The 14,172-nt window shown below is 57.0% G+C and carries 11 protein-coding genes; 6 read left to right on the top strand and 5 right to left on the bottom strand.

All coding sequences use genetic code 11. The annotated features are described in order from the left end of the window. Positions 1–61: 61 nt before the first annotated feature. From ftsN to priA, 3 genes are all read right to left on the bottom strand, one after another. Positions 62–1,066, bottom strand: a complete 1,005-nt coding sequence (gene ftsN, locus OGX93_RS00435; protein ID WP_024130660.1) for a cell division protein FtsN — start codon at positions 1,064–1,066, stop codon at positions 62–64. A gap of 86 nt (positions 1,067–1,152) precedes the next feature. Beyond that, a complete protein-coding gene (cytR, locus tag OGX93_RS00440) occupies positions 1,153–2,178 on the bottom strand; it encodes a DNA-binding transcriptional regulator CytR (protein ID WP_012133858.1) in 1,026 nt (341 codons plus the stop codon). A gap of 155 nt (positions 2,179–2,333) precedes the next feature. Then, positions 2,334–4,532, bottom strand: coding sequence for a primosomal protein N' (gene priA / locus OGX93_RS00445; protein ID WP_047459815.1), 2,199 nt, complete (start codon positions 4,530–4,532; stop codon positions 2,334–2,336). 206 nt (positions 4,533–4,738) lie between these two features. On the opposite strand from priA, the gene rpmE reads away from it, so the two are divergent. Next, a complete protein-coding gene (rpmE, locus tag OGX93_RS00450; protein WP_024130659.1) occupies positions 4,739–4,951 on the top strand; it encodes a 50S ribosomal protein L31 in 213 nt (70 codons plus the stop codon). Between the two features lie 117 nt (positions 4,952–5,068). On the opposite strand, the gene metJ is transcribed toward rpmE, so the two are convergent. Further along, positions 5,069–5,386, bottom strand: coding sequence for a met regulon transcriptional regulator MetJ (metJ, locus tag OGX93_RS00455; protein WP_012133855.1), 318 nt, complete (start codon positions 5,384–5,386; stop codon positions 5,069–5,071). Between the two features lie 267 nt (positions 5,387–5,653). On the opposite strand from metJ, the gene metB reads away from it, so the two are divergent. Next, a complete protein-coding gene (gene metB / locus OGX93_RS00460) occupies positions 5,654–6,814 on the top strand; it encodes a cystathionine gamma-synthase (protein ID WP_047459810.1) in 1,161 nt (386 codons plus the stop codon). Between the two features lie 2 nt (positions 6,815–6,816). Beyond that, complete coding sequence (metL, locus tag OGX93_RS00465; protein ID WP_047459806.1) at positions 6,817–9,249, top strand: bifunctional aspartate kinase/homoserine dehydrogenase II; 2,433 nt, start codon at positions 6,817–6,819, stop codon at positions 9,247–9,249. Positions 9,250–9,329: 80 nt separating this feature from the next. Here the strand turns inward: metL and OGX93_RS00470 are convergent, their stop codons facing one another. Next, positions 9,330–9,701, bottom strand: a complete 372-nt coding sequence (locus tag OGX93_RS00470; protein WP_012133851.1) for a carboxymuconolactone decarboxylase family protein — start codon at positions 9,699–9,701, stop codon at positions 9,330–9,332. A 91-nt stretch (positions 9,702–9,792) separates the two neighbouring features. On the opposite strand from OGX93_RS00470, the gene OGX93_RS00475 reads away from it, so the two are divergent. The 3 genes from OGX93_RS00475 to katG all read left to right on the top strand — a co-directional run bounded on the left by OGX93_RS00475 (position 9,793) and on the right by katG (position 14,092). Further along, positions 9,793–10,701 (top strand): LysR family transcriptional regulator, encoded by a 909-nt coding sequence (locus tag OGX93_RS00475; protein WP_112001493.1) that lies wholly within the window; start codon positions 9,793–9,795, stop codon positions 10,699–10,701. 157 nt (positions 10,702–10,858) lie between these two features. Then, positions 10,859–11,749 carry a methylenetetrahydrofolate reductase gene (gene metF, locus OGX93_RS00480; RefSeq protein ID WP_286487710.1) on the top strand — a complete coding sequence of 297 codons (891 nt, stop codon included), beginning with the start codon at positions 10,859–10,861 and terminating at the stop codon, positions 11,747–11,749. A gap of 162 nt (positions 11,750–11,911) precedes the next feature. Then, on the top strand, positions 11,912–14,092 hold the full coding sequence (gene katG, locus OGX93_RS00485; protein WP_112001494.1) for a catalase/peroxidase HPI: 2,181 nt from the start codon (positions 11,912–11,914) through the stop codon (positions 14,090–14,092). Positions 14,093–14,172: the final 80 nt, after the last annotated feature.

The raw sequence follows: 14,172 nt of genomic DNA on the forward strand, positions 1-14,172 counted from the left end.
ACAGGCCCCGCACGCGGTACGGGGCATAATGCAAATATAAATGGGGGGGATTTTGGGGGTTTCAACCCCCGGAGGCGAGTCGAATGCAGTTTGTGTGGCCCGCCATCTTCAGGCGGTTAAGGGTGCTGTCTGCATTCTCTTTGCCTTTGACTGGGCCGATGACCACACGATTCCACCCGTTGTTGGTGGTGATTTTGGAGTCAAAGCCTTCAAAAGCCAGCTGGGCACGCACGGTTTCCGCTTGCTCGGCGCCTTTGAAGGAGCCGCATTGCACCATCCAGCGACGTTCATCTTTCTTCTCTGCCGTCTGTTTTGGCGCTTCAGGTTCACGCGCGATCGGCGCGGCCTGCTGCGTTTTAGGCTGAGAAGTCGTGGTGTGCGCAGGCGTCTGCAACAGGTCCTGATAAGGCTGCTGGGATGTCGTCTGCTTCGGCTGCTGAGTCTGGCGTGGCTGCTGTGCAGGCGCAGTCTGCGCCGTACGCGGTTGCTGCTGTGGCTGTTGGTACGGTTGCTCCGTCACGCGTGGCTGCGTACGCGGCTGTTGAACCGGCTGGGTGTTAGCCCACTGCTGCTGTTGTACCTGCTGCTGTGCCTGACGCTGGCGCTGCAATGTCTGCTGACGCTGTTCAGGCGTCTGTTCGTTCCACGGCACTTCGTTAAGCTGGGTCGGCTGCTGGCGCATATCCGCCTGCATTTGCGCCAGTAGCTGACGCTGCTCGCTGGTGAGCTGCTCCGGGTTCATCACTTCGCCGCCCGCAGAAGGCTCGGTTGGCGCACGCACGCCCGGCTGGCGGCTTTCCAGCTCTTTAATGTAGCGCCAGCGCTCTTCCGGCTTCGGCGGCAGCCCGTTGCCGGTCACTTTCTGGCTTTGCAGCGTTTCGGACTCTTCTTTTTTGTGATGAGTAATGAAGTACAGACCCCCGATAAAGGCCACAAGGACAGCCGCCGCAATAGCGACCATTGCGGGTGAAACCGCAGGCGTGTTGCGTTGCTTTTTCCGTGAGGTGCTCTTTTTGCGCCGCGAAGGTGCCGGTTGACCGCGACGTACATAATCTCGTTGTGCCACTATCGTTTCGCTGTATTTATTCGTTCGTCAGCCCGCCATGTTACTTAAGCGGCGGGCTTTTGACCAGATAGGTGAGTCTTAAAGGTTTAAGTTAAGGCTCGCGTCGAACCACGAATAATTAACTCGCAGTCCAGCAAGCGCGAGCCGCTGCTGACATTTTGCCCCTGTAACTGGTCGAGCAAGAGCAGCATTGCTTCGCGCCCGATATCGAAGCGCGGCTGTGAAACCGTCGTCAGAGGCGGGTCGCAAAATTCCGCCAGCGCAATGTTATCAAAGCCAATGATGGACAGATCGTCAGGGACTTTCAGACCATGACGCTTGGCCCAGGAGAGCGCGCCGAGCGCCATAACGTCGCTGTGACAGAACACGGCGGTCGGAGGCTGTGGAAGCGCAAGCAGCTGTTGCAGCGCGTGGCCGCCCGCCTCGTAGGTGAAATCGCCCCGGGCGATATAATGCGGGTCGACGGTAATGCCGCAGCGACGCAGCGCCTGCACATAGCCTTGCAGACGGTAGTGGCACAGCGGCATCTCCTCCGGCCCGGCAATGCATCCGATACGCTGGTGCCCCTGTTCATGCAGATAATTCACGGCGTTAAAGGCCGCAGTCAGGTTATCAATATGAACGGTAGGCAGCTCCAGCTCCGGCGCGAATTCGTTGGCCATCACCATCGGCGGCAGATTCCGTTGCTCTTCAATGCTGGCGTCGAACGGCAGACGTGAACCGAGCAATAACATGCCATCAATTTGTTTGGTGATGATCAAATTGATAAAGGTCTTCTCTTGCTGATTCTGGTGCGCGCAGTCACCAATCAACACCAGATATCCGTGGCTTGCGGCGGTAACCTCAATGCCCCGGATGATTTCACTGAAAAAGGGATCACAAATATCCGGGACGATCACCAGGATGGTGCGTGATTCATTTCGTTTGCTATTTCGCCCCATTGATTGCGGTAAATATCCCACCTCCATCGCCGCCTGTTCAACCCGGTTACGGGTCGACTGGGAGACTTTATCCGGGTTCATTAACGCACGGGACACGGTTGCTGTTGAGACTTTCGCCTTCATAGCAACATCTTTCATTGTAGCGGCAGCAACCTGTTTCTTCGGTTTCACACTCTCTCCTCGCCTGGGAAATCAGGCGCAGAACTATCCTTGTTTAACTCACATCGAAAACATTTTTATCAGATAGTTAATGGAAGCGGTTACAGAATTTTCATAAAAAGTGTGATGGATATTTAATTTTACGATCCGCCTCGCATCGTGACCCGTTATCCCTCAATGGGATCGACATCCAGCACCCATTTAACCTTGCGGGATTCGGGTAGCGTATTGATGAGCGCCAGCGTGCCGCTGACGATATGTTGCAGACGAATTCGCGACGGATGCTGCAACAAAATTTGCCAACGGTAGCGGCCGCCGCGTTTTGGCGCGAGCGCAGGCACCGGGCCTAATACCCAGAGCTTGTCATCCGCAAGCGGGCTGGCCTGAATCAGATTACGCAGCTGTTGCAGGAACACCGGCGCCTGCTGGTTGTTATGATCTTCCGCCCGCACAATCACATGGCTGGTCCACGGCGGAAGTTGCAGCGTTTGCCGCTCGGCCAGCGCCTGTTCAGCAAAAGCGTCATAGCCTTTGTGCAGCAAGGTTTGCAGCAAAGGGTGCTCTGGATGGTGGGTCTGCAATACCACCTCGCCCTGTTTTCCGGCGCGTCCGGCGCGGCCGGAAACCTGAGTGTAAAGCTGGGCAAAACGTTCCGCCGAACGGAAATCCGCCGAGAACAGCGCGCCGTCAACGTCCAGCAGCGCTACCAGGGTGACGTCCGGGAAATGGTGCCCTTTCGCCAGCATTTGCGTGCCGATCAAAATGCGCGCGCCGCCGCGATGGACTTCCGCCAGATGCTGCTCCAGCGCGCCTTTACGGCTGGTGGTGTCGCGGTCGATGCGCGAGACCGGCACGCCGGGAAAGAAGGGCGCCAACGCCTGCTCAAGCTGTTCTGTCCCTAACCCGACCGGCACCATATGCGTGGAGCCGCAGGAAGGGCACTGACGCGGTATCGGGCGCTGGCTGTCGCAATGGTGACAGCGCAGGTGGTGTTGCGCCTGGTGCAACGTGTAATAGTGATCGCAGCGCGGACATTCGGCAATCCAGCCGCAGTCGTGGCATAACAGCGCAGGAGCAAATCCCCGACGGTTAAGGAAGAGAATGACCTGGTTATCTGCCTGCAGGTGCTGATGCATACGGGCGATAAGCGCGGGAGCCAGCCCGGCCTGGATCTTCTGGCCTTTTAAATCCAGCACATGCTGGAGGGCAGGGCGTGCGTTGCCTGCCCGGCGCGTCAGGCGCAGCATGCGGTACTTTTTTTGTCGCACGTTGCATAACGTCTCCAGCGCCGGTGTTGCCGAGCCGAGAATAATCGGGATTTGTTCGCTGTGAGCGCGGTACACCGCCAGGTCGCGGGCGTGGTAACGCCAGCCTTCCTGCTGTTTATAGGAGCTGTCATGCTCTTCGTCGATCACAATGACGCCGAGGTTTTTAAACGGCGTAAACAACGATGAGCGGGTGCCGATGACAATCGCCGCCTCGCCGTTTTTGGCTTTCAGCCAGGCTGAGAGACGTTCGCTGTCATTTAACCCGGAGTGCAGAACTTCGACGGGGGCGTTGAAGCGCTCGCGAAAGCGGGCGATGGTTTGCGGCGTCAGGCCAATTTCCGGCACCATCACCAGCGCCTGTTTGCCCTGAGCGAGGACGTTTTCCAGTACGCTGAGATAGACCTCTGTTTTACCGGAACCCGTAACGCCCGCCAGCAGCCAGGCAGAAAAGCTGTCCGACGCGCTGTGGATGGCGCCAACGGCGGTGGCCTGTTCGGTATTGAGACGCAGCCGATCGCCACAGACGGCGTAATGAGTGCGCCAGTCGCTAAAGCCGGGCGTTTCGCTCGCCAGCTCGCACAGTCCTTTTTTACGCAGCGCCTGGAGCGCCGCGTCATTAAATTCAAGATCCGCCACCTGGTCGCGCCAGATCTTCCCCTGCCGCAGCGCGGCCAGCGCCTGTTGCTGTTTAGGCGAGCGCTTCAGGCTATTGAGATCGATAGCGTGGCCGTCTTCGGTGGCGAACCAGTACCACATCGGCGCGTTGCTGGCGGGTTTCCCCTGGCGCAGCAAAATCGGCAGAGCGTGAAACAGAACGTCACCCATTGGATGGTGGTAGTAATCCGCCGCCCAAAGCAGCAAACGCCAGACGGAGGGGGAAAAGACCGGCTCGCTGTCCAGTACCTCAACGACCGCTTTCAGTTCGTTAAGCGGCAGTTCGCTTTGCTCGCTGACCGACACCACAATCCCGACGCGTTCCTGCTGTTTGCCAAACGGCACGCGCACCCGACACCCGGCTTTGACGGTCATGCCTTCTGGCAAGAGATAGTCAAAGGTGCGGGGTAGCGGAACGGGCAAGGCAACGTGCGCGACGGGCATGTAATCATCCTGGCTGACTTGAATTCTGGCGGGTTAGTATACACATTGTGATGAGGGAGCGCGGATCAGTTTGCATACGCTGGTCAAATTCTGTATGATTCGCCGCCTTTGATACACATTTGTATCATCGACCTATACTATCAACATCGCGTGGTGTCTGGCGTTAGGGCTGGAAGAGCGACGCGGCCTTAAACCGAGGTTTCCCCATGAAAAAAGATATTCACCCGAAATACGAAGAAATTACTGCAAACTGCTCTTGCGGTAATGTCATCAAAATCCGCTCTACTGCAGGTCACGACCTGAACCTGGACGTGTGCGGTAAATGCCACCCGTTCTACACTGGCAAACAGCGTGATGTTGCTACCGGTGGCCGTGTTGACCGCTTCAACAAGCGTTTCAGCATCCCGGGCAGCAAATAAGTTATTGCTGTCAAAGAAAAAAGCGCCGAAAGGCGCTTTTTTTGTCTTTGCCTGATGGCGTTGACGCTTATCAGTACCTGCGGTACTGAATCCTTCCGCTGCTATCCGGCAAAAAAATCAATACTCCCACGTATCCGGGTCGATCCCCAGTTCACGCATGATGATTTTGGCCTCTTCCGGTATTTCATCACTGCGCTCTTTACGCAAGTCTTCATCGTTCGGCAATGGTTGCCCGGTAAAGGCATGCAGAAACGCTTCACACAGCAGTTCGCTGTTGGTGGCGTGACGCAGGTTGTTCACCTGACGACGCGTGCGTTCATCGGTGAGGATTTTTAACACCTTCAGAGGAATGGAAACCGTAATCTTTTTGACTTGCTCACTCTTCTTACCGTGCTCAGCGTATGGGCTGATATATTCGCCGCTCCATTCAGCCATGAGATACCTTTAATCTTCTCGTCATTAGTTAAGGGCCAGAATCGTCGTGCCTGGCCGTAATCCCGCATAGTTTACCGTACAGGCGATATCGTGACACGGGTTAAGCGTCTGTAGATGTGCGCTAATGCATATAATTTTAACGGCTATTTCCAGTTTGCTCAATCTATACGCAAAGAAGTTTAGATGTCCAGATGTATTGACGTCTATTGTAACAATGTTTACTCTGGTGCCTGACTTTTCACCGATTCAGCCCAGGAACTTCTCAACATGACGCGTAAACAGGCCACCATCGCAGTGCGTAGCGGGTTAAATGACGACGAGCAGTACGGTTGCGTTGTCCCGCCGATTCACCTTTCCAGCACCTATAACTTCACTGGTTTTAATGAACCTCGCGCCCATGACTATTCGCGACGTGGAAATCCGACGCGTGATGTAGTTCAGCGCGCGCTGGCGGAGCTGGAGGGCGGTACGGGCGCGGTGCTGACCAATACCGGGATGTCGGCCATTCTGCTGGTGACGACCGTGTTCCTGAAGCCGGGCGATCTGCTGGTGGCGCCGCACGACTGCTACGGCGGCAGCTATCGCCTGTTTGACAGCCTGGCGAAGCGGGGCTGTTATCGCGTGCTGTTTGTCGATCAAGGCGATGAGCAGGCGCTGAAAGCGGCGCTGGCGGAAAAACCGAAGCTGGTGCTGGTGGAAAGCCCCAGTAATCCGTTGTTACGCGTGGTGGATATTGCGAAAATCTGCCAGCTGTCGCGAGAAGCGGGCGCGGTGAGCGTTGTGGACAACACGTTTTTAAGCCCTGCGCTGCAAAATCCGCTGGCGTTGGGCGCCGATCTGGTGTTGCATTCATGCACGAAATATTTAAACGGCCATTCGGATGTGGTGGCTGGCGTGGTGATTGCGAAAGATCCAGAGATTGTCACCGAACTGGCATGGTGGGCCAATAATATTGGCGTCACCGGCGGCGCGTTTGATAGCTATCTGCTGCTACGTGGGCTGCGTACTCTGGCGCCGCGAATGGACGTGGCTCAGCGCAATGCCCAGGCCATTGTGGACTATCTGCAAACCCAGCCGCTGGTGAAAAAACTGTATCATCCGTCGCTGCCGGATAATCAAGGGCACGAGATTGCCGCGCGCCAGCAAAAAGGTTTTGGCGCAATGTTGAGTTTTGAACTGGATGGCGATGAGCAGACGCTGCGTCGTTTCCTGGGCGGGCTGTCGTTGTTTACGCTGGCGGAATCCTTAGGGGGTGTTGAAAGCCTGATCTCCCACGCCGCAACGATGACACATGCAGGCATGGCGCCAGAAGCGCGTGCTGCCGCCGGAATTTCAGAGACGCTGCTGCGTATCTCCACCGGTATTGAAGATGGCGAAGATTTAATTGCCGACCTGGAAAATGGCTTCCGGGCTGCAAACAAGGGGTAAACATGAGTGTGATTGCGCAGGCAGGGGCGAAGGGTCGTCAACTGCATAAATTTGGTGGCAGTAGTCTGGCAGACGTGAAATGTTATCTGCGTGTCGCAGGCATTATGGCGGAGTACTCGCAGCCTGACGATATGATGGTTGTTTCCGCCGCCGGTAGTACCACCAACCAGTTGATTAGCTGGCTGAAGTTAAGCCAGACCGACCGCCTCTCCGCGCATCAGGTGCAACAGACGTTACGCCGCTATCAGAGCGATCTGATCAGCGGGCTGCTTCCCGCCGACGTTGCGGATGGTCTGATCAGCGCTTTCATTAGCGATCTGGAGCGTCTTGCCGCGCTGCTCGACAGCGGAGTGACCGATGCCGTTTATGCCGAAGTCGTCGGGCACGGCGAGATCTGGTCTGCGCGTCTGATGTCCGCAGTGCTGAATGAGCAAGGACTGGCGTCGGCATGGCTGGACGCGCGTGAGTTTTTACGCGCTGAACGCGCCGCGCAGCCGCAGGTAGATGAAGGTCTCTCTTACCCGTTACTGCAACAGTTGCTGGTGCAGCATCCGGGCAAGCGTCTGGTCGTTACCGGTTTTATCAGTCGCAGCAATGCGGGCGAGACGGTGCTGCTGGGCCGTAACGGTTCTGACTATTCCGCCACGCAAATTGGCGCGCTGGCGGGGGTTTCCCGTGTCACCATCTGGAGCGATGTGGCCGGGGTTTACAGCGCCGACCCGCGTAAAGTGAAAGATGCCTGCCTGCTGCCGCTGCTGCGTCTGGATGAAGCCAGCGAGCTGGCGCGTCTGGCCGCGCCGGTTCTGCACGCCCGTACCCTACAGCCGGTTTCCGGCAGCGATATCGATTTGCAGTTGCGCTGTAGCTACACGCCGGATCAGGGGTCCACGCGCATTGAACGCGTGCTGGCGTCCGGCACCGGGGCGCGTATCGTCACCAGCCATGATGACGTTTGCCTGATTGAGTTTCAGGTGCCCGCCAGCCAGGACTTTAAACTGGCCTGGAGAGACGTCGACCAGATTCTGAAACGGGCGCAGGTGCGTCCGCTGGCGGTTGGCGTGCATAACGATCGCCATCTGCTGCAATTCTGCTACACCTCTGAAGTCGCTGATAGCGCATTAAAAATTCTTGATGAAGCGGGCCTGCCGGGCGAATTGCGCCTGCGTCAGGGGCTGGCGCTGGTCGCTATGGTTGGCGCTGGCGTCACCCGTAACCCGCTGCACTGCCACCGCTTCTGGCAACAGCTGAAAGGCCAGCCGGTTGAATTTACCTGGCAGTCGGAAGAGGGGATCAGCCTGGTGGCCGTACTGCGCACCGGCCCGACCGAAAGCCTGATTCAGGGGCTGCACCAGTCTATTTTCCGCGCGGAAAAACGCATCGGCCTGGTGCTGTTCGGCAAAGGCAACATCGGTTCCCGCTGGCTGGAACTGTTTGCCCGCGAGCAGAGCACGCTCTCCGCGCGTACCGGGTTTGAATTTGTCCTGGCGGGCGTGGTGGATAGCCGTCGCAGCCTGCTGAACTACGAAGGGCTGGATGCCAGCCGTGCGCTGGCGTTCTTCAACGACGAAGCGATTGAGCAGGATGAAGAGTCGCTGTTCCTGTGGATGCGCGCTCACCCGTATGACGATCTGGTGGTGCTGGATGTCACCGCCAGCGAGCAACTGGCCGATCAGTATCTTGATTTCGCCAGCCACGGCTTCCACGTTATCAGCGCCAATAAACTGGCGGGGGCGAGCACCAGCGATAAATATCGCCAGATCCACGACGCGTTCGAAAAAACCGGGCGTCACTGGCTGTATAACGCGACCGTCGGCGCGGGCCTGCCGATCAACTATACGGTGCGCGATCTGATTGATAGCGGCGATGCCATTCTGTCGATCAGCGGGATCTTCTCCGGCACGCTGTCGTGGCTGTTCCTGCAATTTGACGGTTCCATACCGTTTACCGATCTGGTGGATCAGGCCTGGCAGCAGGGGCTGACCGAGCCGGACCCGCGCGTTGACCTTTCTGGTAAAGATGTGATGCGCAAGCTGGTGATTCTGGCGCGTGAAGCGGGTTACGACATCGAACCGGACCAGGTGCGCGTTGAATCGCTGGTGCCCACACACTGCGAAGAGGGATCTGTCGATCACTTCTTTGAAAATGGCGATGAGCTGAATGAGCAGATGGTACAGCGTCTGGAAGCCGCTCGTGAAATGGGGCTGGTGCTGCGCTACGTGGCGCGTTTCGACGCCAACGGTAAAGCGCGCGTTGGCGTTGAAGCGGTGCGCCCGGAACATCCGCTGGCGGCGCTGCTGCCGTGCGATAACGTCTTTGCCATCGAAAGCCGCTGGTATCGCGACAATCCGCTGGTGATCCGCGGGCCGGGAGCCGGTCGTGACGTCACCGCCGGGGCGATTCAGTCGGATATCAACCGCCTGGCGCAGCTGCTGTAGTGTTTGTTGCCGGATGGCGCTGCGTTTATCTGGTCTACGGAATATGTAGGCCGGATAAGGCAACGCCGCCACCCGGCGATTCACCGAGTTGCAAACACCTCTTTTGCGGCGAACAGACCGTTCAGCGCAGCCGGAAAACCGGCATAAACCGCCATCTGCATTATCACTTCGATAATTTCCTCCTGCGTTAACCCCACATGTCGCGCGGCGGCAATATGTACCTTCAACTGCGGCGTAGCGTTGCCCAGCGCGGTTAACGCGGCGACGGTTGCGATTTCCCGACTGCGTAAATCCAGCCCTGGCCGGGAATAGATATCGCCAAACGGAAATTCGATCAGATAGCGGGCAAAATCTGGCGCAATGTCTTGCAAACTTTCGATCACCGCATCGCCACCCTTGCCATCCACCTGTTGCAGCATTTTCTGACCGGTAATAAAGCGTTCTGAATGCATAGTGTATTCCTCGTTTGTCTGGAGTCTGTGGCGTGAGGATAGGGGGTGCGGAATGATTTGGATAATACCGTTTCCGTGATACTTTTTCGGTATGACAACATCCCCTCTGCACTCTCTGGATATCCGCCTGCTACGCTACTTTGCCGTGGTGGCGGAAGAGAACAATATGAGCCGCGCGGCACAGCGACTGTTTATGTCGCAACCGCCGCTGAGCCGCCATATTCGCCAGCTTGAAGAACGCCTGGGGGTGACGCTTTTTGTCCGTCATACTCGTGGACTTACGCTGACGGATGAGGGTCTGCGCGCGCTGGAAATCGTCCGCCCGCTGCTGGCGCAGCAGGACAAAACGTATGCTGCGCTGAATCAACTGGCGCAAACCGGCGCGCAATCGCTGCGTTTAGGGCTGAGCACCGCGTTTGAGCAGGGGATTTTTGCCCCCCTGGAGGCGCAGCTGAACACGCGTGTGGAGAGGCTGCATATTGTGCGTCATGGTTCGCCTGAACTGGTACGCCAGGTGCGTCGGGGGAAACTGGATGCGGCGCTGGTGGCGCTGCCGCTTGAGGCCACAGGGTTAAGCGTCACGCCGCTCGACTGGCAAGAACCGTTGATTGCCGCATTACCCTCCGTCTGGCCGGAAGCTAGCCTGACGTCGCTCTCCTTAACTGCGCTTAACCACCGCCCGCTGTTCTGGTTCAAACGGGAACGTAATCCGGCCTTTTTTGACTACACCCGACACATTTTCCGTCGCGCTGGTTACGCCCCCTCCTGCCTTGAAGAACCGCTGGAACATGATGTGCTGCTCGCGCGAATCGCCCACGGCGATGGCCTGAGTTTGCTCCCGGGCTCGTTTGCCGCTATTCAGCGCCAGGGCGTGATATTCCGCGCACTTAGCGACACTGAATTACGTATTCGTGCCGGGCTGGTGATGCTGCCTGAGAACGCTGTACGGTTGCGGTGGTTAAATACGCTTGCGATGCAATCCTTCATCATTTCGGACTGATTTGAATTTTTTTCACGTTGTCTGAGTATTCCTCACCTTTAACAGTGATTTTTCTGTTGACGGCATCCCACTTTTCGGTCATTTTTACATCCAGACGTCTAAACGGATAGATGTTCACAACACAACATATAATGACATGCGATTGATGAGGTAAGGTATGAGCTTTTTTCACGCCAACCAGCGGGAAGCCCTGAATCAGAGCCTGGCGGAAGTTCAGGGTCAGATTAATGTTTCGTTCGAGTTTTTCCCGCCGCGCACCAGTGAAATGGAGCAAACCCTGTGGAACTCTATCGATCGACTGAGCAGCCTGAAACCGAAGTTTGTCTCCGTGACCTACGGCGCCAACTCCGGTGAGCGCGACCGTACGCATAGCATCATCAAAGGCATTAAAGAGCGTACGGGCCTGGAAGCCGCGCCGCACCTGACCTGCATCGACGCCACCCGCGATGAACTGCGTACCATTGCCCAGGATTACTGGAATAACGGTATCCGCCATATTGTTGCCCTGCGCGGCGACCTGCCGCCGGGGAGCGGCAAGCCGGATATGTATGCCGCTGACCTGGTCAGCTTACTGAAAGAGGTTGCCGATTTTGATATCTCCGTCGCCGCTTACCCGGAAGTCCACCCGGAAGCGAAAAGCGCGCAGGCGGATCTGCTCAACCTGAAACGCAAAGTCGATGCTGGCGCTAACCGCGCAATTACCCAGTTTTTCTTCGATGTGGAAAGCTACCTGCGTTTTCGCGATCGCTGCGTCTCTGCGGGCATTGATGTCGAAATTATTCCGGGCATTCTGCCGGTCTCCAACTTTAAGCAGGCGAAGAAATTCGCTGATATGACTAACGTGCGCATTCCGGCGTGGATGTCACAGATGTTTGACGGCCTGGATGACGATGCGGAAACCCGCCAGCTGGTCGGGGCGAATATCGCGATGGACATGGTGAAGATCTTAAGCCGTGAAGGCGTGAAAGATTTCCACTTCTACACCCTGAACCGCGCTGAAATGAGTTACGCCATTTGCCACACGTTGGGTGTGCGGCCCGGCCTGTAACATGATTAGCCCTCTTCGGAGGGCTTTTTTATGCACATTTTGATCTGACGCCTGATACATAAATTTAAAAGATATTAGCTATCGAATCTGTGGGTTATTTCAACTATATCTTATCGTTGGTGATGTATATCGTAACGATAACACTGTAGAGGGAGCATATAGATGAGCATGTCTGACGATACCCATAATTCATTGTCTACCGGGAAGTGCCCTTTCCATCAGGGCAGCCACGACCGTAGCGCGGGTGCTGGCACCAGCAGCCACGACTGGTGGCCTAACCAACTCCGTGTAGATCTTCTGAATCAACACTCCAACCGTTCGAACCCGCTGGGTGAGGACTTCGACTACCGCAAAGAATTTAGCAAACTCGACTATTCCGCCCTGAAAGGGGATCTTAAAGCTCTCCTGTCCGATTCTCAGCCGTGGTGGCCTGCGGACTGGGGTAGCTATGCCGGTCTGTTTATTCGTATGGCATGGCATGGCGCGGGCACTTATCGTTCCGTCGACGGGCGCGGCGGCGCCGGACGCGGGCAGCAACGTTTTGCACCGCTGAACTCCTGGCCGGACAACGTCAGCCTGGATAAGGCGCGTCGTCTGCTGTGGCCTATCAAGCAGAAATATGGCCAGAAAATCTCCTGGGCCGACCTGTTTATTCTGGCGGGTAACGTGGCGCTGGAGAACTCCGGTTTCCGTACGTTCGGTTTTGGCGCCGGGCGTGAAGATGTGTGGGAACCGGATCTTGATGTGAACTGGGGGGATGAGAAAGCCTGGCTGACGCACCGTCATCCCGAAGCGCTGGCGAAAGCGCCGTTGGGCGCCACCGAAATGGGGCTTATCTACGTTAACCCGGAAGGGCCGGATCACAGCGGTGAACCGCTTTCCGCCGCTGCGGCTATCCGCGCGACGTTCGGCAATATGGGCATGAACGACGAAGAAACCGTGGCGCTGATTGGCGGCGGTCACACGCTGGGTAAAACCCACGGTGCGGCGGCGGCGTCCCATGTTGGCGTTGATCCAGAAGCCGCGCCGATTGAATTGCAGGGGCTGGGCTGGAGCAGTGACTACGGCAGCGGCGTAGGCGGCGATGCGATTACCTCGGGTCTGGAAGTGGTCTGGTCGCAGACGCCGACCCAGTGGAGTAATTACTTCTTCGAAAACCTGTTCAAATACGAGTGGGTGCAGACGCGCAGCCCGGCGGGCGCGATCCAGTTCGAAGCGGTTGATGCGCCAGAAATCATTCCCGATCCGTTCGATCCGTCGAAGAAACGTAAACCCACCATGCTGGTGACTGACCTGACGCTGCGTTTCGATCCAGAATTCGAGAAAATTTCCCGTCGTTTCCTCAACGATCCGCAGGCGTTTAACGAAGCGTTCGCCCGCGCATGGTTCAAACTGACGCACAGGGATATGGGGCCAAAAGCGCGCTATATCGGGCCGGAAGTACCGAAAGAAGATCTGATTTGGCAGGACCCGCTGCCGCAGCCGGTATTTAATCCGAGCCAGGAAGACATCGTCAACCTGAAGGCCGCGATTGCCGCGTCCGGGCTTTCCGTCAGTGAACTGGTGTCGGTTGCATGGGCATCTGCGTCAACCTTCCGTGGCGGCGATAAACGTGGCGGCGCCAACGGCGCTCGCCTGGCTTTAGCACCGCAGCGAGACTGGGATGTGAACGCCGCTGCGGCGCGCGTTCTGCCGGTTCTGGAAGAGATTCAGAAATCGTCCGGGAAGGCATCTCTGGCCGATATCATCGTCCTTGCGGGCGTTGTCGGTGTGGAGCAGGCAGCAAGTGCGGCGGGCGTCAGCATCAGCGTGCCGTTCGCGCCAGGCCGTGTGGATGCACGTCAGGATCAGACGGATATCGAGATGTTTGAGCTTCTCGAACCGATCGCAGACGGCTTCCGTAACTATCGCGCACGGCTTGATGTGTCGACCACCGAGTCACTGCTGATTGATAAAGCGCAGCAACTGACGCTGACCGCGCCGGAGATGACGGCGCTGGTGGGTGGGATGCGCGTTCTGGGCGCTAACTTTGATGGCAGCCAGAATGGCGTGTTTACCGACCGCCCGGGCGTACTCAGCAATGATTTCTTTGTGAATCTGCTGGATATGCGTAACGAGTGGAAAGCGGCGGACGAATCGAAAGAGCTGTTCGAAGGCCGCGATCGCCTGAGTGGTGAGGTGAAATTTACGGCGACCCGTGCAGACCTGGTATTCGGTTCTAACTCGGTACTGCGTGCCCTGGCGGAAGTTTACGCCAGCAGCGATGCGCGTGAGAAATTCGTGAAGGATTTCGTCGCGGCATGGGTGAAAGTGATGAACCTGGATCGTTTCGATCTGCTGTAAGCCATCTCAGTAAAATGTGTAGGCCGGATGAGCGTCAGCGCCATCCGGCAAATAAAAAAAAGCCCGCACGAACTGCGGGC

Source organism: Citrobacter sp. CK195 (assembly GCF_030333365.1).
GTDB classification, from domain to species: Bacteria; Pseudomonadota; Gammaproteobacteria; order Enterobacterales; family Enterobacteriaceae; genus Citrobacter_B; species Citrobacter_B koseri.

Bases quoted from the DNA above. Each gene is read 5' to 3' on its own strand.
- metJ (WP_012133855.1), bottom strand. From the start codon at position 5,386: ATGGCTGAATGGAGCGGCGAATATATCAGCCCATACGCTGAGCACGGT.
- priA (WP_047459815.1), bottom strand. From the start codon at position 4,532: ATGCCCGTCGCGCACGTTGCCTTGCCCGTTCCGCTACCCCGCACCTTT.
- rpmE (WP_024130659.1), top strand. From the start codon at position 4,739: ATGAAAAAAGATATTCACCCGAAATACGAAGAAATTACTGCAAACTGC.
- OGX93_RS00475 (WP_112001493.1), top strand. From the start codon at position 9,793: ATGACAACATCCCCTCTGCACTCTCTGGATATCCGCCTGCTACGCTAC.
- OGX93_RS00470 (WP_012133851.1), bottom strand. From the start codon at position 9,701: ATGCATTCAGAACGCTTTATTACCGGTCAGAAAATGCTGCAACAGGTG.
- metL (WP_047459806.1), top strand. From the start codon at position 6,817: ATGAGTGTGATTGCGCAGGCAGGGGCGAAGGGTCGTCAACTGCATAAA.
- metB (WP_047459810.1), top strand. From the start codon at position 5,654: ATGACGCGTAAACAGGCCACCATCGCAGTGCGTAGCGGGTTAAATGAC.
- katG (WP_112001494.1), top strand. From the start codon at position 11,912: ATGAGCATGTCTGACGATACCCATAATTCATTGTCTACCGGGAAGTGC.
- metF (WP_286487710.1), top strand. From the start codon at position 10,859: ATGAGCTTTTTTCACGCCAACCAGCGGGAAGCCCTGAATCAGAGCCTG.